The 23,417-nt window shown below is 68.4% G+C and carries 35 protein-coding genes; 32 read left to right on the plus strand and 3 right to left on the minus strand.

What is annotated here, in order from left to right; all coding sequences use genetic code 11:
- Positions 1-40 precede the first annotated feature (40 nt).
- From Q0D75_RS11950 to Q0D75_RS12015, 14 genes are read left to right on the plus strand one after another with little or no spacing between them, the layout of a single operon-like run.
- A complete protein-coding gene (locus tag Q0D75_RS11950) occupies positions 41-571 on the plus strand; it encodes a hypothetical protein (protein WP_291053667.1) in 531 nt (176 codons plus the stop codon).
- On the plus strand, positions 568-948 hold the full coding sequence (locus Q0D75_RS11955; RefSeq protein WP_291053669.1) for a hypothetical protein: 381 nt from the start codon (positions 568-570) through the stop codon (positions 946-948). The genes Q0D75_RS11950 and Q0D75_RS11955 overlap by 4 nt, the downstream gene beginning before the upstream one ends.
- Entirely contained in the window at positions 948-1,370 is a 423-nt protein-coding gene (locus Q0D75_RS11960; protein WP_291053671.1) for a hypothetical protein, read from the plus strand. Before Q0D75_RS11955 ends, Q0D75_RS11960 begins: the two co-directional genes overlap by 1 nt.
- Positions 1,367-1,507, plus strand: coding sequence for a hypothetical protein (locus tag Q0D75_RS11965; RefSeq protein WP_291053673.1), 141 nt, complete (start codon positions 1,367-1,369; stop codon positions 1,505-1,507). The genes Q0D75_RS11960 and Q0D75_RS11965 overlap by 4 nt, the downstream gene beginning before the upstream one ends.
- Complete coding sequence (locus tag Q0D75_RS11970) at positions 1,507-2,373, plus strand: hypothetical protein (protein WP_291053675.1); 867 nt, start codon at positions 1,507-1,509, stop codon at positions 2,371-2,373. The genes Q0D75_RS11965 and Q0D75_RS11970 overlap by 1 nt, the downstream gene beginning before the upstream one ends.
- Positions 2,366-3,679 (plus strand): replicative DNA helicase, encoded by a 1,314-nt coding sequence (locus Q0D75_RS11975; protein WP_291053677.1) that lies wholly within the window; start codon positions 2,366-2,368, stop codon positions 3,677-3,679. The genes Q0D75_RS11970 and Q0D75_RS11975 overlap by 8 nt, the downstream gene beginning before the upstream one ends.
- Before the next feature lie 21 nt (positions 3,680-3,700).
- Positions 3,701-3,946 carry a hypothetical protein gene (locus Q0D75_RS11980; protein ID WP_291053679.1) on the plus strand — a complete coding sequence of 82 codons (246 nt, stop codon included), beginning with the start codon at positions 3,701-3,703 and terminating at the stop codon, positions 3,944-3,946.
- Positions 3,946-4,194, plus strand: a complete 249-nt coding sequence (locus Q0D75_RS11985; protein ID WP_291053681.1) for a hypothetical protein — start codon at positions 3,946-3,948, stop codon at positions 4,192-4,194. The genes Q0D75_RS11980 and Q0D75_RS11985 overlap by 1 nt, the downstream gene beginning before the upstream one ends.
- Before the next feature lie 5 nt (positions 4,195-4,199).
- On the plus strand, positions 4,200-4,517 hold the full coding sequence (locus tag Q0D75_RS11990) for a hypothetical protein (RefSeq protein ID WP_291053683.1): 318 nt from the start codon (positions 4,200-4,202) through the stop codon (positions 4,515-4,517).
- Positions 4,517-4,978: a hypothetical protein gene (locus tag Q0D75_RS11995; RefSeq protein WP_291053685.1), complete on the plus strand. Its 462-nt coding sequence runs from the start codon at positions 4,517-4,519 to the stop codon at positions 4,976-4,978. Before Q0D75_RS11990 ends, Q0D75_RS11995 begins: the two co-directional genes overlap by 1 nt.
- Positions 4,978-6,087 (plus strand): hypothetical protein, encoded by a 1,110-nt coding sequence (locus tag Q0D75_RS12000; RefSeq protein WP_291053687.1) that lies wholly within the window; start codon positions 4,978-4,980, stop codon positions 6,085-6,087. The genes Q0D75_RS11995 and Q0D75_RS12000 overlap by 1 nt, the downstream gene beginning before the upstream one ends.
- Before the next feature lie 10 nt (positions 6,088-6,097).
- Positions 6,098-6,547, plus strand: coding sequence for a hypothetical protein (locus Q0D75_RS12005; RefSeq protein ID WP_291053689.1), 450 nt, complete (start codon positions 6,098-6,100; stop codon positions 6,545-6,547).
- Between the two features lie 2 nt (positions 6,548-6,549).
- Positions 6,550-7,086 (plus strand): hypothetical protein, encoded by a 537-nt coding sequence (locus Q0D75_RS12010; RefSeq protein ID WP_291053691.1) that lies wholly within the window; start codon positions 6,550-6,552, stop codon positions 7,084-7,086.
- A gap of 5 nt (positions 7,087-7,091) precedes the next feature.
- Positions 7,092-7,295, plus strand: coding sequence for a hypothetical protein (locus Q0D75_RS12015; RefSeq protein ID WP_291053693.1), 204 nt, complete (start codon positions 7,092-7,094; stop codon positions 7,293-7,295).
- Between the two features lie 206 nt (positions 7,296-7,501).
- Here the strand turns inward: Q0D75_RS12015 and Q0D75_RS12020 are convergent, their stop codons facing one another.
- The 3 genes from Q0D75_RS12020 to Q0D75_RS12030 form a co-directional block, all read right to left on the minus strand.
- Positions 7,502-8,218: a hypothetical protein gene (locus tag Q0D75_RS12020; RefSeq protein WP_291053695.1), complete on the minus strand. Its 717-nt coding sequence runs from the start codon at positions 8,216-8,218 to the stop codon at positions 7,502-7,504.
- Between the two features lie 96 nt (positions 8,219-8,314).
- A complete protein-coding gene (locus Q0D75_RS12025) occupies positions 8,315-8,521 on the minus strand; it encodes a hypothetical protein (RefSeq protein WP_291053697.1) in 207 nt (68 codons plus the stop codon).
- The gene (locus Q0D75_RS12030; protein WP_291053699.1) at positions 8,518-8,718 is read right to left on the minus strand and encodes a hypothetical protein; all 201 of its coding nucleotides are present in this window, start codon (positions 8,716-8,718) and stop codon (positions 8,518-8,520) included. The genes Q0D75_RS12025 and Q0D75_RS12030 overlap by 4 nt, the downstream gene beginning before the upstream one ends.
- Before the next feature lie 41 nt (positions 8,719-8,759).
- On the opposite strand from Q0D75_RS12030, the gene Q0D75_RS12035 reads away from it, so the two are divergent.
- From Q0D75_RS12035 to Q0D75_RS12120, 18 genes are all read left to right on the plus strand, one after another.
- Positions 8,760-9,065, plus strand: coding sequence for a hypothetical protein (locus Q0D75_RS12035; protein WP_291053701.1), 306 nt, complete (start codon positions 8,760-8,762; stop codon positions 9,063-9,065).
- A gap of 15 nt (positions 9,066-9,080) precedes the next feature.
- Positions 9,081-9,449, plus strand: coding sequence for a hypothetical protein (locus tag Q0D75_RS12040; RefSeq protein ID WP_291053703.1), 369 nt, complete (start codon positions 9,081-9,083; stop codon positions 9,447-9,449).
- Between the two features lie 294 nt (positions 9,450-9,743).
- Positions 9,744-10,196, plus strand: coding sequence for a hypothetical protein (locus tag Q0D75_RS12045; RefSeq protein ID WP_291053705.1), 453 nt, complete (start codon positions 9,744-9,746; stop codon positions 10,194-10,196).
- On the plus strand, positions 10,138-11,691 hold the full coding sequence (locus tag Q0D75_RS12050) for a hypothetical protein (protein ID WP_291053707.1): 1,554 nt from the start codon (positions 10,138-10,140) through the stop codon (positions 11,689-11,691). The genes Q0D75_RS12045 and Q0D75_RS12050 overlap by 59 nt, the downstream gene beginning before the upstream one ends.
- Positions 11,692-11,704: 13 nt before the next feature.
- The gene (locus tag Q0D75_RS12055) at positions 11,705-12,970 is read left to right on the plus strand and encodes a DUF935 family protein (RefSeq protein ID WP_291053709.1); all 1,266 of its coding nucleotides are present in this window, start codon (positions 11,705-11,707) and stop codon (positions 12,968-12,970) included.
- On the plus strand, positions 12,967-14,265 hold the full coding sequence (locus tag Q0D75_RS12060) for a head maturation protease, ClpP-related (protein ID WP_291053710.1): 1,299 nt from the start codon (positions 12,967-12,969) through the stop codon (positions 14,263-14,265). The genes Q0D75_RS12055 and Q0D75_RS12060 overlap by 4 nt, the downstream gene beginning before the upstream one ends.
- A 3-nt stretch (positions 14,266-14,268) precedes the next feature.
- Entirely contained in the window at positions 14,269-14,631 is a 363-nt protein-coding gene (locus tag Q0D75_RS12065; RefSeq protein WP_291053712.1) for a capsid cement protein, read from the plus strand.
- 13 nt (positions 14,632-14,644) lie between these two features.
- Positions 14,645-15,559, plus strand: a complete 915-nt coding sequence (locus Q0D75_RS12070) for a hypothetical protein (RefSeq protein ID WP_291053715.1) — start codon at positions 14,645-14,647, stop codon at positions 15,557-15,559.
- Positions 15,556-15,969: a hypothetical protein gene (locus Q0D75_RS12075; RefSeq protein WP_291053717.1), complete on the plus strand. Its 414-nt coding sequence runs from the start codon at positions 15,556-15,558 to the stop codon at positions 15,967-15,969. Before Q0D75_RS12070 ends, Q0D75_RS12075 begins: the two co-directional genes overlap by 4 nt.
- Positions 15,970-15,989: 20 nt before the next feature.
- Entirely contained in the window at positions 15,990-16,346 is a 357-nt protein-coding gene (locus Q0D75_RS12080; RefSeq protein ID WP_291053719.1) for a hypothetical protein, read from the plus strand.
- Positions 16,343-16,705, plus strand: coding sequence for a hypothetical protein (locus Q0D75_RS12085; protein ID WP_291053721.1), 363 nt, complete (start codon positions 16,343-16,345; stop codon positions 16,703-16,705). Before Q0D75_RS12080 ends, Q0D75_RS12085 begins: the two co-directional genes overlap by 4 nt.
- A 15-nt stretch (positions 16,706-16,720) precedes the next feature.
- On the plus strand, positions 16,721-17,011 hold the full coding sequence (locus tag Q0D75_RS12090) for an HK97 gp10 family phage protein (protein ID WP_291053723.1): 291 nt from the start codon (positions 16,721-16,723) through the stop codon (positions 17,009-17,011).
- The gene (locus Q0D75_RS12095) at positions 17,008-17,424 is read left to right on the plus strand and encodes a hypothetical protein (protein WP_291053725.1); all 417 of its coding nucleotides are present in this window, start codon (positions 17,008-17,010) and stop codon (positions 17,422-17,424) included. Before Q0D75_RS12090 ends, Q0D75_RS12095 begins: the two co-directional genes overlap by 4 nt.
- 67 nt (positions 17,425-17,491) lie before the next feature.
- The gene (locus Q0D75_RS12100; RefSeq protein WP_291053727.1) at positions 17,492-18,331 is read left to right on the plus strand and encodes a hypothetical protein; all 840 of its coding nucleotides are present in this window, start codon (positions 17,492-17,494) and stop codon (positions 18,329-18,331) included.
- Positions 18,332-18,421: 90 nt separating this feature from the next.
- Entirely contained in the window at positions 18,422-18,829 is a 408-nt protein-coding gene (locus tag Q0D75_RS12105) for a hypothetical protein (protein WP_291053729.1), read from the plus strand.
- Between the two features lie 65 nt (positions 18,830-18,894).
- Positions 18,895-19,191 carry a hypothetical protein gene (locus Q0D75_RS12110; RefSeq protein WP_291053731.1) on the plus strand — a complete coding sequence of 99 codons (297 nt, stop codon included), beginning with the start codon at positions 18,895-18,897 and terminating at the stop codon, positions 19,189-19,191.
- Positions 19,192-19,205: 14 nt separating this feature from the next.
- Entirely contained in the window at positions 19,206-22,643 is a 3,438-nt protein-coding gene (locus Q0D75_RS12115; RefSeq protein WP_291053733.1) for a phage tail tape measure protein, read from the plus strand.
- The gene (locus Q0D75_RS12120) at positions 22,643-23,413 is read left to right on the plus strand and encodes a hypothetical protein (RefSeq protein ID WP_291053735.1); all 771 of its coding nucleotides are present in this window, start codon (positions 22,643-22,645) and stop codon (positions 23,411-23,413) included. The genes Q0D75_RS12115 and Q0D75_RS12120 overlap by 1 nt, the downstream gene beginning before the upstream one ends.
- The last annotated feature ends 4 nt before the right edge of the window (positions 23,414-23,417 follow it).

Here is a 23,417-nt window from a genome sequence, read left to right on the forward strand (position 1 = left end):
CGGGTGTCGAGCGCAAGCACCCCCAATTCGGGGAGGCGGCATGAGTGCCTCGGCACAGCTCGCCTTCGACTTCGACGACCTCACACGGCCGCCGTACGAAGGTCCGGAGCTGCGCTACTACTCCGAGCCGCTTGATCCCGATCTGCTCGACGCCATCGAGCACGAGCAGCGGCGAGTGCACGGCAACTTTGGAATCGCGGTCGGCAAGCCTCATCTGTGGCTCGCGCTCGGCCAGGGTCCGTCGTTCGGGCCTGACGGGCACATGCTGCTCGAGTATCGCGCGGACCTGCGCTGTCACCACCACCGCGGCGAGGACTGCCTCTGCCTGGGCGGTCTCGTGCAGCGCGGCTACTGCTCCTGCGGCTGGGTGTCGCCGATCGTGACGTACGGGGTCGTGCGGCGCGCCTGGGACGCCTCGCACGGTCGCACCGAGTGCTGGGCGTGCAAGGGCACGCGCTACATGTCGGCCAAGGTCTACATCGGCAACGTCCTGCAGCCCGCTAGTGAGTGCTGGGTGTGCCGCGACTTCAATGCCGTGGCCGCCTTCGTCGAGACGGTGGTGGCAGCGTGAGCGCGCTCGACGGTGTGATCGAGGTCGGCGACGTCGTCTGGCAGCAGATGTACGACCCCCAGCACCCCGCCTGGCACGCAATGCTGGCCGAACGCATCGCCAGAGGTAAGACGTACGGCGACCGCCGGCAGATGCGCGTGCTCGGTATCTGGCCGTACGAGGGGACGCCATGCGCGGCCTGCACCGGATGCGGCCGCCGCCTCGACCATTCTCCCTGCCCGGCGTGCTCGGGCACGGGCGTCATCCATCGGCCGCACACCACCGTGAAGTGGATGCTCGCCGAGGTCGGACGCGAAGGCGACCACTCGACCTACTCGTGGGTCGACGACAACTGGTGCGTGCTCGAGCACGTCGTTACCGAAGGAGCGCTGTTCTGATGGTCGCACCTACCGCTGCCGTCCGCCTCGAGGTCTACGACCGCGACCAGTGGTGCTGCGTCTCCTGCGGTGCCCGCGATCAGCTGCAGTTCCAGCACCGACGCCGCACCGGCATGGGCGGCTCACGGATCGAGGTCGCGGTGGCCGATGGGCTGGCGTCGTGCCCGACGTGCAATCCGGCGTACGAGCACGAGATGCAGACGGCTGCTCTGTTCCATGGGTGGAAGGTGCGGTCCTGGGTGAAGCAGCCCGAGCTGGTGCCGGTGTTCTACGTGCCGGAGATGTCGTGGTGGCGGCTGACGGTGACGGGGGAGCGGTACGAGCTGTCCCCGGCGCGCGTCGGCGCGTTCATGGCCGAGGTGTACGGCGAGGAGTGGGAGGCGTGGGGCGATCGTCTCCGCGAGCTGGGGGTGTTCCGGTGAGCGTCGACAAAGCGGCGCTGCTCGAGTGGCTGGGGCGGCGGGCGCAGACGGAGGGCCCGGTCGTGGGTGCGATCTACGACGGGATGATCGCGCGCGTGAAGCGCGGCGATTTCGATGAGGAAGAGGCAAGTAGCTGATGGCATGGTTCAAGGTCGACGACGGGTTCTTCTCGTCGCGCAAGGTGCTGTCGATCCCGAAGCGGATGCGCCTCGCCGCGGTTGGACTGTGGACGCTCGCCGGCACCTGGTCGGCAAAGGAGCTGACCGACGGCGAGGTGCCCGAGTACATGATCGAGGAGCTGGGCGCTACTCAGGCCGCAGCCGAGGCACTTGTGAGCGCCAGACTCTGGACGCGTGAGGCGAACGTTTTCCATTTCGCCAACTGGGACGAGTACCAGCCGAGTGCAGCCTCAATCGAGGACTCGCGCGCTGCAGCTAAGCAGCGTCAGGCGGAATACCGGGCCAGGAAGGCGGGCGTGACGCCGCCGTCACAGCGTGACAAGAGCGTTAGTCACAGTGTGACAGCAGCGTCAGTCACGGACGTGTCACAGCCCCCCGACCCGACCCGACCCGACCCGACCGTTATATCTCTTGTCCAGCCTCCGGCTGAAACGGGTAAGCGCCCGGCGACGGCGTACCCGGACGACTTCGAGCAATGGTGGGCGTCTTATCCGCGGCGGGAGTCGAAGGGGGATGCGCTGAAGGCGTGGAACACGCTGAAGAAGAGCAAGCTGCTGCCTCCTTTGCAGGTGCTGGTGATGGCGTCGGAAGCGTACGCGGCGAGGTCGGATGACCCGCAGTTCATCAAGCTGCCGGCGGGGTGGTTGCGCGCGCACAAGTGGAACGACGAGAAGACGACGGCGCCGGCCGAGACTGGCCCGGCGGTGCATCCGCAGCTGGCGATCTGGCTCGATCAGGTGGGGCTGACGCACGACGAGTACCTCGAGCGGAAGGACGAGCCCGGGTTCGTCGAGGCCATGAACCGGAGGCGTCAGCATGGCTGAGCGCACACCGCCGCACGACGAGGAGGCGGAGCGGTCCGTGCTCGGCGCGATGATGCTGTCGAAGGCGGCAGTCTGGGATGTCCTCGACGTCGTGGCCGGGAAGGACTTCTACTACCCGAAGCACGAGATCGTGTTCGACGCCATCCACGCCCTGTCGGCGAAGGACGAGCCGATCGACGCGATCACCGTGCACGACGAGCTGCGCCGCCGCGGCGACCTCGCGAAGGTCGGCAACACGATCACCCACGAGCTGACCTCGGCGACTCCGACGGCCGCGAACGCGTCCTACTACGCGCACATCGTGCACGACAAGGCAGTCCGCCGGCGCACGCTCGAAGCAGCCACCCGCATCCTGGAGCGCGGCTACTCCGACATCGGTGAAGCCGATGCGCTCGTGGAGGAGGCCCGCGGCGAGCTCGACGCGGTCCTCGGCGGGCAGCGTGCCGAGGTGGTGCGGGTCGGGGCCGCGTTCAACCAGGTCGTCGAGGAGCTGTCGACGCAGCCCAACGTGATCGAAACACCCTGGCACGAGATCAACAAGATCCTCGTCGGCCTCCACCCCGGCCGTCTGGTCGTGGTCGGCGCCCGCCCAGGCGAGGGCAAGACGATGGTCGCCGCCCAGCTGGCCATGGCGATGTGCCGGAAGGGCCCGGTGGCGTACTCGTCGCTGGAGATGACCCGCGGCGAGCTCCTACAGCGGCTGATCTCGAACGCGGCCACCGTGCACATGGGGTCGCTCGAGCGATCGCACCTCACGCAGGACGAGTGGGAGCGGGTCGCCAGCATCCGCCCCAACCTCGACGCGCTCCCGCTTTACGTGGACGACCGGTCGGAGGTGACGATCACGCAGATCCGCGCGCACGCCCGCTCGGTGTCGCGGAAGGGCCCGCTCGGCGGCATCGTCGTCGACTACCTGCAACTCGTGTCCGGCGTCGGCGATGACGAGCGCTACAAGATCGTGTCCGAGGTGTCCCGGCAGCTGAAGATCATGGCGAAGCAGTTCGACTGCCCGGTGATCGCGCTGTCGCAGCTGAAGCGGGCCCCGCAGATGCAGGGGAAGCAGCGGAAGCCGCCGACGCTCGAGGATCTGCGCGAGTCGGGAACCATCGAGCAGGACGCCGACGTCGTCATTCTGCTGCAGCGCGGCCAGTCCGAGGACGGCCACCCAGACCAGCGGCTGCGCATGCATGTCGCGAAGAACCGCCACGGCCGCCAGGGCTACTCGCACCTCCTGTGGGAGGGCGCTTACGCGCGGGTGTCGTCGTGGAAGAACAACGGGCAGTACGAGCTGCCGATCCCGGACTGATCGAAGAGACAGGAGAGAGCGATGAGAGAGATCACGGAGACCACTACTCAGCAGCTGCTGGGTGTGGAGGTGAACGACGAGTGCCAGGTCGACGTGTTCGTCCGCGGACGGCTGGTGCTGACGCTGACGGCGCAGGACGCGAACGACGCGGGCACGATGCTTCTTGCCGCCGGCATCGACGCGGCCGTAGAGGCCGTCGTGCCGGACGCCGAGCGGGCCGCACGCATGGCTTCGCAGGCGGCCATGGACTGGGAGAGTGCGAACTGATGAGCGAGGGACCGATCAAGCGGGCGCGGGAAGCCCACGCTTCGCCGCTCACCAGCAACACGGGCAGCTCCGCCGTGCACGCCCCGGGTGAGGCCGGGAAGGCGTACTGCGGCCGCCGAGCGGCGACGGCGGCGGCGTGGACGCAGGTGACGTGCTCGGACTGCCACGCCGCCCGCCGGGCAGACGAAGAGTTCGACCAGCAGATGAGGGCGCGCGGCTTGCGCGTCGACGAGAGAGGACAGAACTGATGGCGATGATCAGGACAGAGGACGCGACCGTGAAGCGGCTCGCGGGGGGCAAGGGCGTGGTCGTCACCGAGGTGGTGACGCTGAACGACGGGCGCACGTTCGACGAGTACTTCACGGTCTGGCTCGGCGATGGGCACGGGCTGGCGGTGGGGGACCGGGCGCGGTTCCTGGGCCGCTTCTCGAAGAAGGTCACGGAGAAGGGCGACAAGACGTTCGTCGACGTCAACCTGAACGACGCGAAGGTCGTCGACGGGACGCTGGTGAAGGCGGCGCCGGCGGCTGACGGCTGGGGTGCCGATAGCGGAGAGGTCGTGTGGCACTGATGGACGACCTGATCATCCGAGCGCCGCACGTGCCCTTCGGTCCGAAGGGCGTGCCTCAGCTGATCGCCGATGCTGACTACCTCGCCGACGCTGCACGCAACATCAGCGCCGGGCACCAGGCCGGCGGAAGCAACGTGACCGCAACCGTCGTCGGCCTGCTCCACGACGTGGCCCGAGCGATGCGCGAGGTCGAGGACGCGCGACGCGGCTACCAGCCCCGCACCGAGCTGTACGAGTTCGCTCAGCGTGCGAAGGCGTACGTGCCGCACGACGCAGAGCCGGGCGAGCGTGCCACCCGGCACTTTTCGCAGCGGGTCCGCGATCTGCAGATCGTGCTCATGGAGACGTGGGGAGTGAAGGACGCCAACAGCGCGCCATCGAAGTATCCGACGAGCTACATCGAGACGTTCCTCGACATGGCGGTCGCCGTTGACGAGTACCTGACCGCAAAGGAGAGCTGATGGACGACCCCACCACCTGGCCGAACGTGACCGCATTCGTGGAGAGCGTCGAGCAGGGCCTCGACACCGAAGCAGGTCATTACGCACGCCTCCGTGCACAGGGCATCCCGGAGGACACCGCCGAGATCCTCGCGCACGAACTGGCCACAGGGATGTTGCCGGCACCGGTCGAGCCCGACGTCGACGAGCTCGTGGCCGCCCGCGCCGCCAAGCGGGAAGCGCAGCAGTGCCATCGTCGCGGCCGGGACCGCTGCACACTCGGAGTCGGCCACGACGGGGAGTGCTTCGAGCACTGTGCCGCGCACCCGTTCGGGCTCGTCGACATCGCAACTGACGGGTACCTCGCCGACTGGTGCGACATCGTCCCGATCGAGGCCCGGTACGGGCACCTGTGCGGCCCGTGCTTCGGCCGTGCACGCAACGACCTGCACCAGGCCCCGCAGCTGCTCGCGCACATCCGCGGCCAGGTCGTGCCCTCGCTCGAGTCCGCGCGCGGCCCGCGCGTATCCGGCACCCGCGAGGCACCGATCCCGTTGCGCCCCGACCCCGTCGACGACGCCGACGACCTTTACGCCGCAGTCGTCAACTGGATCGTGTCCTTCGCCCGGCAGACCGGCACCCGGCCGCCGGCGACGGCGATCGCGTTCCTGAAGGCCTCGACGGACGCTGCCCGCCTGCCTTCGTGGGCTCGCGACCAGGCGTCCGCGTACACGATCATGGACGACCTCGTTCGCTGGTACGAGCACCACGACCTCGCGATGGTCACCGCGCTCCCGCCGCTGACCGTGCGCGCCTGGTGTGAGGACATCGGCGCCATCGTCGGGTCGTTCCGCTCGCGCTACCCCCAGGCGCCGCGGAAGCCGCGCCAGGCATCGAAGCGGGTGTGCCCGACGTGCGGTGAGCGCGCGGTCGGCACGAAGTTCTACGCGGCGGGCGTCGAGGTGTCATGCGATCACTGCGGCGAGGTCATCCCGCCGGAGCAGCACGACGAGTTCGTCGACTGGGCGGGAACCACACCGGTGCGATCGTTGGCGTGCGACCGCCGCCGCCACAAGCAGTGCGACAGCTTCCACTGCGCCTGCGAATGCCACGAACAACGAGCAGCCTGAGGAGGCAACCATGCCGATCATGAACTACACGACGGACATCTCCGTCACGAAGACCATGGGCGAGATCCAGGGCGCCCTCGCCCGCCGAGGCGTCACCCGCATCTCGACACTGTTCGACGACAGCGGCGTCGCGGCCGGCCTCGGCTTCACCATGAAGACCGACTACGGGCCCCGCGACTTCGAGCTTCCCGTGCGCACCGCCGGCGTGCTGAAGGCGATGGAGTCCGACTCGAAGGTGCCGCGATCGAAGTGCACGACGGAGCAGGCGGCGAAGGTCGCCTGGCGGATCGCGAAGGACTGGCTCGAGGCGCAGTCGGCGCTGATCGACGCGCAGCTCGCCCGCCTTGACGAGGTCATGTTCCCGTACATGGTGGTGTCAGAGGAGGGCACCGTGTACGAACTATTCCGCGGCAAGCAGCTCGAGTCGCTTGAGGCGACGAAGACCTCCGCTACGGTGTGACAGTGAATATTTGGGACGGGCTCTGGAGCTGGTACGCGAGAGAGTTTCAGGAGGACCCGGCCGGGTGGATCAGCCTGTTCATCCTCGTCGGCGGCGTGGTCGTCGCCTCAATCTTCGGCCGAAAGATCATTGGGTTCGCTCGATCAATACCCGGCCGCATTGATCGGCGTCTCCGTAAGCACTACTCGCCGCCGGCGCCAGTTACTCCATCGGTTCTTGCGACGTTGGCGGTGACCTTTGTCCTCGCGAACGTCACGGCCAAGAACTATGTGGACACCATGGGTAGGCGACAGGGCGGTGTGATCAACTATGGCATCGAGAATCTGGGCCCCATGGCGGTTCAAGACGTATGGATATCGCTCGAAGGACCACAGCTCAGCGCGCGAAGCCGCCTGTTTTGGGATGAGATGCCAGTCGGTCGAAAAGAAGCGTTCACCGTCCACATTCCATTCACCGCTGAGCGTTCGGCGACCCTCCTTTGGAAGCAGGATGGCGTTCAATGCAGCAAGATCCTTCTGCTCCCGCTGGACGTCGACTGATTGCAATGGAGGACCGCGAGCTCTACGACATCCGGAGCGCGTCGCGTCGCGTGCGCCGCTCGCGGCAATCTATCTACTCCTGGATGCGCCACGGAATGCCCTACCGACTCGTCGGAGGCCGCCGCTACATCGCCCACGACGACCTGCTCACCGCACTCCGCGAACGCATCCGCGCGAAGAGATCCACCCAATTCAGGAAATCCGTTTGACACCCACGGTTCTTTACAGTTTCACTACAAGGTAAGCACTTCTGCACCCACCGATTCGAGTCACCGACTCTCGGCGGGTGTCGTGCATCACGGACCCGCCACCGTCTCTTCCGGTGGCGATACAGGGCTGACAACCTGGCATCTGAGGGGATGCGAACTCGTCACGGGCGGCCGCATTCTGGGAGAGTTGCGGCCGCCCGGCTTCATCATCGAGATGTGACGATCACCGTCGCGGCCGAGTGAATCAAGTCTGACGCGACGGCGAAGGCCAGGTCGCACATTGCCGCGGCATCCTCGACCGGCCGGTGGTGTCGAGCTCGACCGCGCGCGGCTTCGACATCCTGGTAGTCCATCTTGTGGACAACGCTGTTGCGGACGGTGAAGAACGGATCGAGCGCTTTGAACCGGGCCGGGGGAAGCCCGGCACCGGGCAACCCCAGAGCACCTCGAACACGCGTGTCCAGGTCGCCGCTTCCCTGGTAGCTGGCCTTTGTCCGCTGACGAAGGTAGTAGGTGATCAGTTCCTCCCTGGGGTCGGACGCAATGATCGCTTTGATCAGATCAGCGCCCACCTTGTCCGAGCTCACCAACTCCTGACGGATAAACGACTCGTACTGCGCGCGAGCCCCAGTCCCGGCTCGGGGGATCAGATAACGCCCGGCGTCCCAGACAAGTCGTTGCATCGACGCGTCCAATCCGCTCGACGTGAAAGCGATCGCGGCACGGACGATGTCGACCTCGTGCGTCGCCATTCGACCGCCGTTCACACCAGTTGCTGCCCGACGGGCGTCGTTCAATGCCGCGACTGATTCGAACAACCCAACAACGCTTCCGTGCGCACCGCGGAGGAACTTGTGTGCGACGCGCACTTCCGGGACGCGACCCTTCGGCCCGTCGGGCAGTGCCCTCAACGACGTCGTCATCGACCCCCCATTCGTCCAGCCAGCATATGGGGCATCTGCCCAGCCGTGTACCCCGCCCAGCCCGCCTCGCACGCCGCACGGTGGCCGGAGCGGCACCTACCTGCGGCCAGAGAGAATCTGGTTGGCGCGACGTCGGACGCGCTCATTGTCGACCCGGAAGCCGGGATCGTCGGTCGTCAGATCGAGAGTCACACCGTCCGCCGTATCGCCGCCGTCGGCGCGGATCTCTTCAGCAACTGCCTCGGCCAGCGCTTCGTAGATGATGTCGTCCCCCATCTTGCCGAAGTCCGGGAAGCCGCTCACGAGCGGTCCTTCTCGAGCAGCAGACGGATCGCGTGGATCTCGGTGGCGAGCACAGCGAGCAGAGCCGACTGCGCCTGCACGTGCTGATACTGCGAACCGGGGATTGGTGTCGTCGTATCGGCGTTCGCCGCGTTGATCTGGTCGACAGCATCGTTGATCATCTCGGTCGGGTCATATTCGGCGTTCAGGTCAGACATGGCCGAATCATAGCGACAGGTGAAGACCAGGAGATAGGGCTATGGGAAGTCGAAGCGTCCGGGACGGCAAGGGTCACCGCGCCTACCGCCGCGCCCAGGCCGCCCTGAAGCGTCGCACCGCGGCCGAGAACCTGCCCTGCGGGTACGGCTCACCCACCGGCGAGGGATGCGGCCAGCCCATCGACACCACCATTCCGGCCGGCGAGCGCATGTCGTTCACCGCCGACCACCCGCAGGCGCTCGGGAATGGCGGCCGCCTCGTTGGCCAGCAGCTCGTGCCGATGCACCTGACCTGCAACAGCAGGAAGGGCGACCACGCGCCCGTCGAGATCTGGGCCGCGTCGTAGACAGAGGAGATCACCATGGCTGCAGTCATCGGCACTGTGAAGGTGCCCGCCTCAATCGTGATCAGCGCCGAGGGATCAAGCGAACCGCTGGGCACCGCCGAGTTCGAGCTGACCGTCCATGTCGGCGGTGACTATGCCGGCGACGCGACGAAGCGTTCGATGGCCGACGCGCTGCGTCAGGCGGCCGACGACATCGAAGCCCAGCTCTTCCACGAGCCCAGCGCCCACCACCACCGCCCCGTGCAGCACAGAGACGGTAAGCCACCATGGTGCAACGCCTGCGGGCTCACGGCCAGCCACGCGGTGCCCGTCTCGCGCTTCCCCTCACCACCCACACGCGGGCCCAGCGGCGGGGCCGGCGACTCGGGCGCAGCCGATGAGTAAGCCCCACGGTGGAGGGCTCAGTCCTCGTCAGGGGAGTGGTGCAGGGCACCCAGACGGAGTGTGCCACGCCTTCATCCGAGACGGACGCATCGAGTACCTCACAGACAGCAGCCACCACCTCGCCGGACAGACCGTGCCCATGCTCGCCTTCGGCACCCGACACCGCCCCCAGACCTGAGAAAAATCCAGCAACCCCAAACCGCTGCCCACCTCCCGCGCGGTCCTGGCGCGTTTCTCCCCGCGCACGATCGTGCGTGACGCTCGATGCCCGATGACGCGCGATGGAGGTGCACGATGCCACCACCCAGAGCGGCCTGCGGCACGTACGGGGCGTACCGGCGGCACCTGAAGCACGGCGAGAAGGTCGATGCGGCCTGTCGGGCTGCGCAGAAGGAGCACGACGGTGGGCGGTCGACGTCGGCGCCTGCTCGCGCGGCCCGGGCGGCTGCGAAGAAGCCGCCTGCCGACGAGACCCCGCCGGCACCTCCCACGCCGACTCCGACCACCGCCGACGGTCATGTGTCGCGAGTCGAGGTGCTGAAGGAGATGCTCGAGGACTCGCGGACGCTCGTGAAGGCACTGATGAAGACCGATCCGGCGCGCGCGTATCTGCAGCAGCGGGAGCAGCGGGAGATCATCCGGGAGATCGCCGAGCTGCAGGGCAACGGCCAGGTGAAGGGGGTCACGCTTGCAGACCAGCTCGCCGAAGTCCGTGCTCGTAGGCTCGCAGCGACCGCGGCTTCATAGGCTCCCGGAGCGCGCGGGCTCGCTCGGCGAGGAAGCGCTCGACCTCTGGTATCTGGCCGGGAAGAAGAGCGACCCGTGGCAGGAGCTGTCGCTCGACTCCATCTTCTCGATCGACGCCTTTGGCCGCTGGGTGTGCACGGAGCACGGCGAGCTGGTGGCCCGCCAGAACGGCAAGGGCGACGTGCTGTCGCCGGCCACGATGGCGCACCTCTACCTGTGGCCGAAGCCGGACGGTGAGCCGAAGACGATCGTGCACACGGCGCACCAGTTCAAGACCGCCCGCGAGGCGTTCCTGCGACTGCGGCGCGTGATCCAGTCGTCGGCGATCCTGATGGGCGAGGTGACCCGCATCTCGACCGCGCACGGCGAGGAAGGGTTCGAGCTCGCGAACGGGAACCGCCTGCTGTACCTGGCGCGTTCCGCGAACTCGGGCGTCGGCTTCACGACCGACGTGCTGATAGTCGACGAGGCGCAGCAGATGGCGCAGGCCGCGCTCGATGCGCTGCTGCCCACGATGTCGGCCGTCGACAACACGCAGATCATCTACACCGGCACCGTGCCCGACGAGCTCAACGACTCCGAGGTGTGGGAGGGCGTCCGCGACCGCGGCCGCTCCGGGTCGGACCCGCGCACCGGGTGGATGGAGTTCAGCCCGCCCGGGTCCGAGGATCCCGACATCGCCGACAAGATCGACATCCGAGACGAGGCCAACTGGCCCTATGGGAACCCGGGCCTCGGCTACCGTCCGGGCCTCACCCGGGAGACGATCGAGGACGAGATCTCGCGGCTGTCGCCGGAATCGGTGCGCAGGCTGCGGCTGAACATCTGGCCGAACCGCCGCCCGGCCATCGCCGCGAAGCTGTCGGAGTTCGACCTCGAGGTGTGGACGCGGCACGCCCGCGAGGACGCTGGGGTCGCGGGCGACGGTGTCGTGCTGTCGCTCGCGCTCGGCCGCGGCGCCGGCTACGCCACCATCGGCAAGGCCGTGCGAGTCGACTCCGACTCCATCGCGGTCGAGCACCACAAGACCGATCGCGGCACCCGCTGGCTCGCCGCCGACCTGAAGGCGCTGAAAGCAGAGCTCGGGAACGCGCTCCTCGTGCTCGACACGAAGAACGCTGCGCCGGTCCTGTCCTCGCTCGCGGCCGCCGGCATCAAGTGGCTGCCGATGAACATGGACGACGTCGCCGCGGCGCACGCCCAGTTCGTCGAGTGGTCGAACGCTGGCCTCGTGCCGCACCGCCCGCAGGACGAGGTCACGAAATCCCTCCAGTTCGCCACCACGCGCCCGCTGGGGCGCGCGGGCGTTACGTGGGACCAGTCGGACCCGACGAAGCCGATCACGATGGCGCAGGTCGTCATGTGGGCGCTATGGGGCGTGCTCAAGTCCGAAGCCACCCCGACGAAGAAGTCCCCACCGCCCCCTGAGGCGGCACTGCTCACGCGCGGCCACGTCGCCGACAACGAACCCGACCTCAGGACGCTGGGGTTCTAGACCAGGAGGCGCTATGGCCGAGATCGGATATCAGACCGACGCCGGGCTCCTCGGGTGGGGCGCTCTGCTCGAGGCCATGCACGAGACGAACCCCGAGCTGCTGTGGCCGCAGTCGCTGAACGTGTTCGACCGGATGCGTCGTGAAGACCCGCAGATCAAGTCCGTGCTGCGTGCGGTCACGCTGCCCATCCTCCGCGCCGAGTGGGCGATCGACGGTTCCGGGTGCCGACCCGCGGTGATCGCGCATGTCGCCGCCGATCTGGGGCTTCCGGTCAAGGGCCAGTCATTCATGGCGCCGCTTCGAACGAAGGGCCGCTTCTCTTGGAAAGAGCACCTGCGACTCGCCCTGTTGTGCCTGCCGTACGGACACTCGTTCTTCGAGCAGGTCTACGACCAGAGCAGTGGCAGCACCCACCTCGCGAAGCTCGCATGGCGACCGCCGCGCACGATCAGCGAGATCAAGGTGGCACGCGATGGCGGCCTCGAAGGCATCCACCAGCACGGCGTGAAGCCGCTCATCGGCGTCAAGCAGCTCGTGGCCTACGTGAACGAGCGCGAAGGCGCGAACTGGCTCGGTGAATCGCTGCTGCGGTCGGCCTACAAGATGTGGGTGCTGAAGGACCGGGTGCTCCGCATCCAGGCGCTGACGGCCGAGCGCAACGGCCTCGGCTTGCCCGTGTTCACCGCCGCGGCCCCGCCCGAGGGCGCCACGTTCGAAGAGGCCAAAGACCTCATGGACAAGGAGATCGCGCGCGGCCTCGAGATCGCCACGAAGGTGCGCGCAGGCGATGCCGCAGGAGCCGCCCTCGCTCACGGGTCGACCCTGCTCTTCCAGGGTGTCGTCGGAGATCTGCCCGATACCGACAAGCCGATCCGGTACTACGACGAGCAGATCGCTCGCGCGGTGCTCGCGCACTTCCTGAACCTCGGCACCGAGACCGGGTCGTGGGCGCTCGGCTCGACGTTCGCGAACTTCTTCACCGACTCGCTGAACGCCGTCGCGCAGCACATCGCCGACGTCACGAACCAGCACGTCATCGAAGACCTCGTCGACTACAACTGGGGCCCGACAGAGCCAGCGCCGCGCATCGTGCCGGCCGCGATCGGCGAGCAGCAGCCCGTCACCGCCGAGGCCATCAAGGCCCTCATCGAGTCCGGCGCCATTGTCCCCGACGAGCCGTTCGAGGTGTACGTGCGCGACAAGTTCGGGTTCCCCGTGAAGGACATCGCCACGGCGAGACCTCGATCAACATCTACGAGCGCCGAGGAGGCCGCATGACCCGCACCGAGACGTGGCCGAACCGATTCTGGGGAAGCCGCGACCTGCCGAAGACGAAGCGCGAATTCTTCGACGCCGTCGTCGCCCCGCCGCCCGTCGGCGATAGTCCCGAGATCGCGACGATCCGCCTGTACGGGCCGATCGATTCCTGGGGTGGCTACTGGGGCATCTCAGCGAAGGACGTCGGCGGGGTGCTCGACGCGCTCCCCGAGTCGGTGACGCAGATCATCCTGCGCATCTACTCGCCCGGCGGATACGTGTTCGAGGGCATCTCGATCATGAACCTCCTCCGCGCCCACAAGGCGAAGGTCACCGCCGTCGTCGACGGCCTCGCCGCATCGGCCGCGTCCGTGATCGCGGCCGGCGCCGACGACACGGTGATGTCGCCCGGCACGCAGATGATGATCCACTGCACCTCGACCATCGTCTGGGGCAACGCCGCCGACATGCGCAAGGAGGCCGCGGTGCTCGAGGGCCTTGACCGGTCGCTCGCCGAGGTCTACTCGGCCAAGGCAGGCGAGAAGGACTGGGCCGCGCTGCTCGAGGCGGAGACCTGGCTCACCGGAGCCGAGGCAGTCGCCGAGGGCCTCGCGGACCGTGTCGCTGTCATCCCGGATGCGGGCGAGACCGCGACCGTCGGAGACGAAGACGACGAAGACCTGCTTGTCGTGCCCGACGACGAGGAACCGGAGGACATCGCCGCCGCACGCGTCATCCGGTTCGCGGCCGGCGCCCGGCGCCTCCCCACTGCGGCGAAAGCTGCACCCAAGCTCCCGAGCTCGTCCGAGCCGGGTGACCCCAACCGAAAGGAGAACGCTGTGGCTTACAGCGATCTGACGGCTGGCCTTCGCGAGCGGCTCGGCGTAACCGACGCCGCTGCTTCGGACGAGACGCTGCTCGCAGCGCTCGACGAGGCACTCGAAGAGCAGTCCGACCCGGCGGCACCCGCCGCCACCGCCACGCTCCCCGAGGGTGCCGTCGTCATGGACGCCGCCGCTCTCGCCGAGCTGCGCGACAACGCCGCCCTCGGCGCCCAGGCTCGCCGCGAGCAGGAGAGCAATCGTCGCGACGGCATCATTTCCGCCGCCCTGAAGGACGGCCGCATCACGGCTGCGTCGAAGGATGGCTGGCGAGCCCAGCTCGACAAGGACGAGGACGGCATCAAGACCATCCTCGCCGGGATGCCCGCCAACACCGCCGTGCCGACCACCGAGGTCGGCGTGTCCGACAGCCTCACCAGCGCCGACGACGCGCTGTACGGCGCGGTATACGGCTCCGAGAAGAAGGAGGCCTAAACCATGCCGAAGAGCTACCTGCCCCTGTTCCGCCCGGGCGACACCGTCACGTTCAACGTGACCACCGCCGTCCTCGCCGGCCAGCTCGCCGAGGTCGGCACCGCCGACATGTCGGTCGCCCCCGCCGCAGCCGCCTCCGCGAAGTACGTCGGCGTCGTCGGCCACGACGCGAAGGTCGGCGACAAGGTGACCATCGAGATCGGCAAGCCGATCCACGAGCTGAAGGCCACCGGTGCGATCACCCGCGGCCAGAAGCTCGAGGCCGCCGCCACCGGCAGCGTTCGTACGCTCGCCTCCGGCGCGGCCATCTTCCTCGCCCTCACCTCCGTCGCCGACGGCGGACTCGTCCGCGCCATCCAGCTCTAGAAAGGAGACCACGATGCAGACCTACCCGCTGACCCCCAGTCAGCTCGCCGACGTCTCGGCAGCCGACCTGGTCGCGTTCCTCAAGTCGCCCACGCTCATCGCGCGGCGATTCGCGGAGATCCTGCAGGCACAGCAGTTCCTCGGACTGTTCCTGCTGCAGGGCCGCTACACCATCACGGGCGGCGCCATCGGCGTCCCCATCAACGAGGTCATCCGCGCCCAGCGCGGCGCGGAGATCGTGAACCCCGGGGCCGAGTACAAGCTCACCCCCATGTCGGCGGAGGAGTACGAGTTCTACTCCGCGATGAAGGAGGGTCTCGCCACCGAGGTGACCGACGAGCAGGTGGGCCGACTGCTGCGCCAGCCCATCGACGACGCGTTCACTTTCCTGCAGACCGAGCTCGTGTTCTCGGCCAACGACGCTGCGCTCGGCGCGATCGCCTCGTCGATCACGAACACCGTCGCGGCTGGCGGCTTCTGGACGACCGGCAAGCAGGTCTACAAGGATGCGCTGCGCGTGAAGGCGCGCGTGCGGAAGCAGAAGCTGGGCTACGACGTCGACACCGTTATCCTGCCCGGCGAGCTCTACGCCGAGGTCATCCCCGAGCTGATGGAGATCCTGCCGAAGGACAGCTCTCAGGCCCTCACCGACGGCTTCCCGTCGATCGGTGGCCTGACCTGGCTGCCCGACGACGGCGACGACATCGAGGATCCGCTGTTCCTCGATCGACGTCGCCTCGGCGGCATCGCTCGCGAGCAGATCCCCTCGCCGGAGTACCGCGCCATCGGCGGCGACACCGGCGTCGAGATCGCAACGATCCGCGAGCCGAAGGCCGACAAGACCCGGCTGCAGGCACGCAACGTTCACGTGCCGATCGTCACGAACCCGCTCGCCGGGTTCTACCTCACCGGAACGGAGGCCCCGTGATGCACCAGCACATCGTGACCGCAGCAGCGGTGAAGGTGTCCATCGGCTCGGCCGGCGGGAACCGCATCGCGCAGTTCCTGCGCCGCGGCGACGTCGTGCCCGAGGGCGTCGTCAAGGAGCAGCTCAAGCGCCTTCAGCGCCGTGGGTTGATCGCCGAGCTGCCCTCCACGGAGGAGTTCGAGGCGGAGGAGGCCGCACTGCTCGCCGAGCGGGACGCCGCCGAGGTCGCCGCCGCCGAGGCCGAGCTGCAGGCGAAGATCGACGCCGGTATCGAAGCCGGCGTCGCGAAGGTGCTGGCCGAACGCGAGCAGGCCGATGCGGAGGCCCGCGAGGCCGCCGACAAGGCTGCTGCAGCTGGTGCCCAGGCGCCGCCCGCGAAGGCCGCGGCCGCTCGCACCACCGCGAAGTAACAACGAGAGGGGGCGGTGACGTGATCACCCACGACAAGCTCGGCAACGACGAAGACCTCGCCCGCGAGGTGCTCATCGTGGCTCGCGACATCGCCCCCTGCCTCGGCTCCTTCGTCGAGGACACCGAGGACTACAAGAACGCGCTCGCCATCGTGCGGCGCGTCTACCTCGCGCTCGCTGGCCGCGGCTCGCTGTTCGTGAAGGGCCAAGGCATCGGCTCCGCGCGCGTCGAGTACCGAGACATCGTCGATGCATTCGCGGGGCAGCCCACCCGGGCGCTCCGTGCACTGTGCTCCGCCGCGCCCGCGCCCGGCTCGGTCGGATCGTTCCCCACCGAGCGTCCCTTGGCGAACCTGTGGCCGGAGACCTACTCGTGAGCATGATCTTCCCGCACGGCCGCACGGTCACCCGTGAGCGGGCCGGCCTGATGCCCGACCCCTACAACCCCGACGCCGAGGTCCGCGAGGACTGGGCCAATCCCGAAGAGCCGCTGCCGATCCCCGGTGCGTTCATCGCTCAGACCTCGACCTCGCTGCTGAAGACCGCCACCCGAGAGCAGGCCGCCGAGTCGAAGTCGCTGTTCTGCGAAGGAACGGTCGACATCCAGAAGGGCGACCGCATCCGCGACGGCGATCTGGTCTACACCATCGACGGCATCCCACCGGCCGCGGACTCGAACCCTTTCACCGGGTGGACCCCGCCGCGAGAGATCCCGCTCACCCGCTACGTCGGCTGATGGAGAGGAGTGCTCATGCCTCGCAAGGGACAGACCGTTGTGCAGTTCAACGACTTCTACTTCGACCAGATCCTGAAGACCGCTGAGGTGGAGGCGCTCTCGCGGGAGTCGGCCGAGAAGGCGCTTGAGATCGCGCGCCAGAACGCGCCCGTGGATGACGGCGATTACAAGCGTGGCCTTCACATCGAAGTGAAGGAGGCGAAGTTCCGCAAGGTCGTCCGCGTTGTCGGCGACGACGCCAAGACACTCCTCATCGAGGCGAAGACTGGCAACCTCGCCCGCGCCCTGAAGGCGGCCAAGAAGTGAGGGTCACCCCTCCGGACCTCGAGCTGTGGCTCACCGAGTTCGTGCGCACCCGCGCCGCGGCCGCGCAGATCGCGGTGACCGTCGCGAACACCGAGCCGGCGGACCTCGGTCTGCCTCTCGGGAAGCCGCTCGTGGTCATCCGTGACGACTCCGGCAACCGCCTCGACTGGACCACCTTCGATCGCTCGGTCGGCGTCTCCGTCCTCGCGGGCACCACCCGGAACGGTAAGCCGGCCAGCGACCTCGGGCGTTGGCTCGCGGGCCTGCTCTTCGATGACGCGATCGCCCTCGTCGAGGGCAGCCCGATCGCCGCGGTCGAGTGGGACGGATGCAACGGTCCCTACGCCGTGCAGGAATCCCTGAATGTGGCTCGACGGTATCTGACCGCCGAGTACACCGTCGTCGGCGACTGATCGCCGGCGCCAACCCAACCTGAGCCACCCCACCGCGGGGTGGCTCTTCTCTTTGAAGGAGGAGACTATGTCGGCAGACGCCGAAGGCAACGACATTGGCGCGGTCGGCGTCCCGATCACCGGGTTCGCAGCCGTCCAGCTCACCGGAGGGCCCACGTACCTCACCCCCCAGGCGGGCGGCACTCTGCCGATCAGCGCGCCGTCCGGGTACGTGAAGGTCGGCCTGTTCAAGGTCGACGGCGGCCCGCAGGAAGGTGGCGACGCGGGCGACCCCATCGAGTTCTTCCAGCAGGGCTACAAGCTCGCCGGCGACGACCAGCCCAACATCCAGATCAATCTGGCCCAGTTCGACGCCACCGTGCGCCGGCTGATCACCGGGAAGACCCCGGATGCGAACGGCATGATCGTGATCACCGGTCTCACCCCGGACAACGCGTTCCCGCTGCTGGTGGTCACGAAGTACAAGAACAAGGCCACCCGCGTCCGCAACGGCCTCGCTCGCATCTCCGCGGTGGAGGCCGATCAGGAGACCCGAGGCGAGGCCCAGGGCCGCGCGACCACCTTCGAGTGGATCTGGGACGAGACCGTCGGCGGCTTCTACCGCGAGTGGCTCATCGCCCCGACCGCGGCCACGGCGAAGACCAGCTGGGCCGTGACGGTCTCGGGTTCCCCGACGGGCGGCACGTTCACCCTGACGCTGAACGGGGTGGCCACGCCGCCGCTCGCGTTCGACGCGAACGCCGCGGCCGTGACCGCGGCCCTGAACGGGCTGTCGGGCGTGACCGGCATCTCGGGCATCACCTCCTCGGGTACCAGCCCGATCGCGGTGACGCTCCCGACCGCGGCCATCCTCGCGGCCTCGCACTCGCTCACCGGCGGCACCACCCCCGCCGTGGCGGTCGCGTAGCCGCTTCTCAACGACTGGCCGGGGTGCTATCGGGTCACCCCGGCCAGTCCCACCACCCGAACCCGAGAACCCCGATAGGAGAGATTCACCATGGCCGCACGCGCCACAACCACCCCGACCACCCCCGCCGCAGAGACCGCGCCGCTGCCCGAGCCCAACGAGGTCGTCTACGACTTCGACGGCTGGACGCCGGAAGCCGAGACCAAGGCGATCGCCGCCCTCGCGCCCGAGATCCCGTACATCATCGTCGAGAAGAACTTCGTCGGCCGATTCCCCGACGGCATCATCGTGAAGATGCCGCTGTCGATCAGTCTCGACGAAGTCGACGCCCTGTCCAGCGGCGACCCCGTCGACCAGTTCAAGGCGCTCCTCACCACCCTCGCCGGCGAGGAGGCGGCGAAGCAGTTCAGCCGCCACGACCTCGCCGAGACCGTCGTGATGTCGAGCAAGTTCTTCGCCGTCTTCGAGCGCATCGCGAAGGCGTCACTCCCGGAATAGTCGACGTCGCCCAGCTCATCCGAGACCACAAAGGCGCGGCCGCGCGCACGCTCCGGATGTCGGGCGTGGGGCTCTCGGACCTGGGCGACGCCCTCTCCTGGGGGGAAGCGAAGATCCTCCTCGAGGACGCCGCCGTCGACGGCGGCACCCCGCTCGGCGCGGAGCTCTCCGGGTGGGCCTATCAGGCCAGCATGATCGAGCTGCTGTCGCTGATGGCGCAGATCGGCGACCCGAAGGTCGCCAAGCGCGTGATGCCATGGGCGCTCGAGCTACCCGGCCGGAAGGCCGGCGCCCCGGCCGCGTCGGCCGCGGAGGTCGCGGCGGCCAACGCTGAGCTCGACGCCGACTTCGTCTTCGAATAGCCCTGGAGGTGCGCATGTCCGCAGAGGTCGGCTCCGCGCACGTCAGCATCGTCCCCCAGATGAAGGGGTTCAAGTCGACGGTCTCGAAGGAGACGCAGTCGGCTGGCGCGGCGGGCGCGAAGTCGTTCGAGGGCAGCTTCTCCGGCGCCGGGACTCGCGCCGGCCGGAGCCTCGGTAAGGGGCTCCAGTCGGCGCTTTCCGCTACGGCCGGGGACCTCGGCGCGAACGAGATGCGCAAGCTCACCAGCGAGGTCGGCGCCGCGTCGGCCGCGCTGGCGAAGTCCAGGCTGAAGCAGCAGGACGACGCAGGAAAGGTGCGCGTCGCCGAGACCCGCCTCGCGGAGGCGGTCGCGAAGTCGGGGGAGGGCTCGGCCCTGGCCGTCGCCGCGGAGGAGCGTCTCGCCTCGGCACGCCGCATCCAGGGTGTGTCGACGGACGCGGTCACGGCCTCCACTCTGCGGCTCCAGGCGGCACAGCTCTCGCTCCACACGGCGCAGACCGCTGTGCAGGTGTCCGCGGTCGCCGCCTCGAGCGGCCTCCGCGGGTTCCTCGCGAACCTCCGGCTGGGCGCCACGAACTCCGCGGCCGCACGCTCGGCGTTCAGTGGTGTTGCCGCGTCCATCGGCGGGGTGCTGCGGGCCGTGTCCGACGTCTCCGGCCTCACCCACCTGGGCCGTCTTGCGCGCCTCACCGCGTCACAGGTGTCGACGTCGTTCACGTCGATGGCCACGATGGTCGGCGGGAAGCTCGCGGCCGCCTGGTCGACGTCGTCCCGGTTCCTCGGCGGCATCCGCTCGAACGTAGCCACCGCGCTCGCACCGATCGGGCGACTCGCCTCCGCGGCCGGCACCACCCTGGCGACGCCGTTCGTGCGCCTTGGCTCGCGGGTCTCCTCGTGGCTGTCGCCGGTCACCTCGCAGGTGTCGTCGCTGTTCACCAAGATCAGCGGCCTCGCCGGCCCAGCCGGTGCTCGCATCGCCGAGGGCCTCCGCTCCGGCCTCGGCCGGCTCGGGTCGATCACCAGCTCAGCGTTCACCGCCGTCACCTCGGCGGCGTCACGCGCTGGCCAGGCCACCAGCAACGCCCTCCGCTCCGGACTCTCCTCCGCCTCCATCGGCGCGGCCGCGCTCGTCGGATCCGCCGTCGCGGCGATCAAGACCGGTGTGTCCGCGTTCTCATCCCTGCAGGGCGCGGTGTCGGGGCTGCAGCGCGTCATCGGCGGATCCGTCGAGGAGGTCTCCGGCCTCCGCGGCGCCATGCAGCTGTCGGGCATGGACGTCGACAACGCGACCATCTCCCTCACCCGGTTCTCAGCGAACCTCGAGACCGCGGCCGCCTCCGAGGAGACCGCGGCCGAGCTCAGCGACAAGCTCGGCTTCAGCATCACGGACGCCAACGGCAACGTCCGCGAGATGACCGACCTCCTGCCCGATGTCGCGAACAAGTTCGCCGGCATGGAGAACGGCACCGAGAAGACCGCGCTCGCGGTGAAGCTGTTCGGCAAGTCCGGCGTGCAGATGCTCCCGTTCCTGAACAAGGGCGCGGCCGGCATCGCCGAGCTCACAGGCAAGGCTGCAGGTCTCGGGCTCGTCCTCGACACGGTGCAGCAGCAGAAGTTCGGCGCGTTCCGCGGTGCATCCCGCACCCTGGGTGCCACCTTCCAAGGCCTCGCCGTGATCATCGGGTCGACCTTCCTCCCGATCCTCACCGGCCTCGCCACCGCGTTCACGACCATCGTGACCCCGGCGGTGCAGGCCGCACGCGGGTGGCTGTCGAAGCTGAACGAGCCGATCGCGGCACTCGGCGCGAAGCTCGCCGCCGTGTCGCCGGGCGTCGAGGGCATCAAGCAGCTGTTCGGGTCGCTGAACCCGGTGCTCGCCACCGTCGGCGCCGGGTTCCTCGCCATGTCCGGCGGCGGCATCATCGGGCTCGTCTCGAAGATCCCACTGCTGGGCGGCGCGTTCAGCGGACTCCTCGGCCCGCTCGCTGCCCTGACCGGCCCGCTCGGTATCGCAGCCGCGGTCATCGCCGGGTTCGCGCTCTCCGGCGCGGATGCGACCGGGCTGGTGACCGGCCTCACCGGGATCATCAACCAGGTCGTCGCTGCCCTCCCCGGGCTCGTCACACAGGTCGCGGCCTTCGTCCCCCTACTGGTTACGTCGATCCTCGCGCAGCTGCCGCTGCTGCTCTCGGCCGGCGCACAGATCATCACGGTCCTCATCCAGGGGCTCGTGACCGCGCTGCCGCTGATCATCACCGGCGCCGTGGCACTCGTCCAAGGGCTCATCACCGCGATCGTCGGCGCCTTGCCGATGATCATCCAGGGCGCGATCCAGCTCGTCGGCGCGCTCGTGCAAAGGCTGGTCACTGCCATCCCGGCGCTCGCCGCGGGGGCGCTCGCGCTCGTGCAGGGTTTGATCACGGGGATCGTCGGCGCCCTGCCGATGATCATCGATGGTGCGATCCAGCTGGTGACGGCGCTGATCAGTGGAATCGTGACCGCGATCCCGTTGCTCATCACCGCGGCGCTGCAGCTCGTGACCGGCCTTCTGACCGCAATCGTCGCCGCGTTGCCGATGATCATCCAGGGCGGCATCAAGCTGCTACTGGCGCTGGTGCAGGGCATCATCACCGCGCTGCCGCAGCTGCTCACCGCAGCTCTCGGCCTGGTGATGGGTCTGCTTCAGGCGATCATCGAGAACCTGCCGATGATCATCGATGCCGGCATCCAACTGCTGCTGTCGCTGGTCACCGGACTGATCGCGGCGCTGCCGGATCTGATCACCGCGGCGATCAACCTGGTGCTGCAGCTCGTGGTCGGCCTGATCACGATGCTGCCTCAGCTGGTCGAGGCGGGCATCCAGCTCGTCGTGTCGCTGATCACCGGTCTGGTCGGCGCGATCCCGAAGATCATCGAGATGCTGCCTCAGATCGTCTCGGCGATCTGGGATGGCCTCGTCGCAGTCGACTGGCTCGACCTCGGCACGCAGATCGTGATGGGCATCATCAACGGCATCGGGTCCATGGGCCAGGCGCTCATCGATGCTGTCGTCGAGCTGGCCGGCGGCGCCTTCCAGGGGTTCAAGGACTTCTTCGGGATCGCGTCACCGTCCAAGCTGATGCGCTCCGAGTCGAAGTGGGTGGTCCGCGGTGCGGCCGCTGGTGTCGACGACGAGGCCCCCACGTACGCGAGCTCGCTCGTGGACATGGCCAAGGCCGCGTCGAAGAAAGCCCAGGGTGCGATGGGTGCCGTGACCGCCACGTTCTCCGCTGCAGTCGACGATCCGCCCACCCGTCCGGGTGGCGGACCGGACGATGGCAGCGGCGGGCCCGCGGTCGCCGGCACGCCGGGGTTCGTGCAGAACAACCACTTCGAGCACATGGATCCCGAGATCGCGATCGAGGCGACAGGGCAGAGGCTGTCGGCTGTCGCGAGGAGGGCGGGTATCTGATGATTCGGAATGCCCTCACCATTCAGGGGCTCGGCCGGGAGATCCGGGGGACGCCGACGCTCGAGCGGCCCACCGGGTTGTTCGTCAAGCGGGATGGGTGGCAAGGGTGGGAGGGTCTTCCGGCTGGACGCCGGGAGGCCCTCGCCCGGGCCCTCGCGCATGGCGAGTTCGATGTGCCGGTCAAGCTGCCGGCGCGGGTGATCACGATCGACGGGTGGGTGATCGCCCGGACGATCCCGGAACTGCGGAACCTCTCCCAGTCGCTGACGGGGTGGGGTGCATCGGGAGACAGGTTCGCGCTGTCGGTTGAGCATCAGGAACAAGATCTCACCGCGACCGCGCGCCGGCTCCTCGCCGAGGCCGACGACACGGGCCGCCGGCACGGGCCGTGGCGGGTTGCCGCGTTTCAGGCGCAGCTCGTCGCCGCCGACCCGCGCAAGTACGGCGACGTGAAGAGGTTCCCCGAGTCGGGCCTTGCGACGTCGATCGATGTTTCCCACGACGGGAACTTCCTGGCGTTCCCCGTCATCGAGGTCCCGGCCGCTCCGGCCTCGTACGCGATCCAGACACCGGCCGGTGTCTACAACATCACCGGGGCAACGCCGGGCGGCACCCATCGCGTGGACCTCCGCACGGGCAGGGTCACCCGCAATGACGTGTGGATGCCAGACGTCGGCCGCGGCCCGCTGTGGGCGGCACCCGACGGTGCGACATCAACGATCGTCCTGTCGAGCCCCGGTCGGGCGCTCGTGACCAACACGTTCGTGTGAGGAG

The organism is Herbiconiux sp. (assembly GCF_023264855.1).
GTDB lineage: Bacteria > Actinomycetota > Actinomycetes > Actinomycetales > Microbacteriaceae > Herbiconiux.

Bases quoted from the DNA above. Each gene is read 5' to 3' on its own strand.
- Q0D75_RS11950 (WP_291053667.1), top strand. From the start codon at position 41: ATGAGTGCCTCGGCACAGCTCGCCTTCGACTTCGACGACCTCACACGG.
- Q0D75_RS11960 (WP_291053671.1), top strand. From the start codon at position 948: ATGGTCGCACCTACCGCTGCCGTCCGCCTCGAGGTCTACGACCGCGAC.
- Q0D75_RS11970 (WP_291053675.1), top strand. From the start codon at position 1,507: ATGGCATGGTTCAAGGTCGACGACGGGTTCTTCTCGTCGCGCAAGGTG.
- Q0D75_RS11975 (WP_291053677.1), top strand. From the start codon at position 2,366: ATGGCTGAGCGCACACCGCCGCACGACGAGGAGGCGGAGCGGTCCGTG.
- Q0D75_RS11980 (WP_291053679.1), top strand. From the start codon at position 3,701: ATGAGAGAGATCACGGAGACCACTACTCAGCAGCTGCTGGGTGTGGAG.
- Q0D75_RS11985 (WP_291053681.1), top strand. From the start codon at position 3,946: ATGAGCGAGGGACCGATCAAGCGGGCGCGGGAAGCCCACGCTTCGCCG.
- Q0D75_RS11990 (WP_291053683.1), top strand. From the start codon at position 4,200: ATGATCAGGACAGAGGACGCGACCGTGAAGCGGCTCGCGGGGGGCAAG.
- Q0D75_RS11995 (WP_291053685.1), top strand. From the start codon at position 4,517: ATGGACGACCTGATCATCCGAGCGCCGCACGTGCCCTTCGGTCCGAAG.
- Q0D75_RS12000 (WP_291053687.1), top strand. From the start codon at position 4,978: ATGGACGACCCCACCACCTGGCCGAACGTGACCGCATTCGTGGAGAGC.
- Q0D75_RS12005 (WP_291053689.1), top strand. From the start codon at position 6,098: ATGCCGATCATGAACTACACGACGGACATCTCCGTCACGAAGACCATG.
- Q0D75_RS12015 (WP_291053693.1), top strand. From the start codon at position 7,092: ATGGAGGACCGCGAGCTCTACGACATCCGGAGCGCGTCGCGTCGCGTG.
- Q0D75_RS12020 (WP_291053695.1), bottom strand. From the start codon at position 8,218: ATGACGACGTCGTTGAGGGCACTGCCCGACGGGCCGAAGGGTCGCGTC.
- Q0D75_RS12030 (WP_291053699.1), bottom strand. From the start codon at position 8,718: ATGTCTGACCTGAACGCCGAATATGACCCGACCGAGATGATCAACGAT.
- Q0D75_RS12035 (WP_291053701.1), top strand. From the start codon at position 8,760: ATGGGAAGTCGAAGCGTCCGGGACGGCAAGGGTCACCGCGCCTACCGC.
- Q0D75_RS12040 (WP_291053703.1), top strand. From the start codon at position 9,081: ATGGCTGCAGTCATCGGCACTGTGAAGGTGCCCGCCTCAATCGTGATC.
- Q0D75_RS12045 (WP_291053705.1), top strand. From the start codon at position 9,744: ATGCCACCACCCAGAGCGGCCTGCGGCACGTACGGGGCGTACCGGCGG.
- Q0D75_RS12055 (WP_291053709.1), top strand. From the start codon at position 11,705: ATGGCCGAGATCGGATATCAGACCGACGCCGGGCTCCTCGGGTGGGGC.
- Q0D75_RS12060 (WP_291053710.1), top strand. From the start codon at position 12,967: ATGACCCGCACCGAGACGTGGCCGAACCGATTCTGGGGAAGCCGCGAC.
- Q0D75_RS12065 (WP_291053712.1), top strand. From the start codon at position 14,269: ATGCCGAAGAGCTACCTGCCCCTGTTCCGCCCGGGCGACACCGTCACG.
- Q0D75_RS12070 (WP_291053715.1), top strand. From the start codon at position 14,645: ATGCAGACCTACCCGCTGACCCCCAGTCAGCTCGCCGACGTCTCGGCA.
- Q0D75_RS12090 (WP_291053723.1), top strand. From the start codon at position 16,721: ATGCCTCGCAAGGGACAGACCGTTGTGCAGTTCAACGACTTCTACTTC.
- Q0D75_RS12100 (WP_291053727.1), top strand. From the start codon at position 17,492: ATGTCGGCAGACGCCGAAGGCAACGACATTGGCGCGGTCGGCGTCCCG.
- Q0D75_RS12105 (WP_291053729.1), top strand. From the start codon at position 18,422: ATGGCCGCACGCGCCACAACCACCCCGACCACCCCCGCCGCAGAGACC.
- Q0D75_RS12115 (WP_291053733.1), top strand. From the start codon at position 19,206: ATGTCCGCAGAGGTCGGCTCCGCGCACGTCAGCATCGTCCCCCAGATG.
- Q0D75_RS12120 (WP_291053735.1), top strand. From the start codon at position 22,643: ATGATTCGGAATGCCCTCACCATTCAGGGGCTCGGCCGGGAGATCCGG.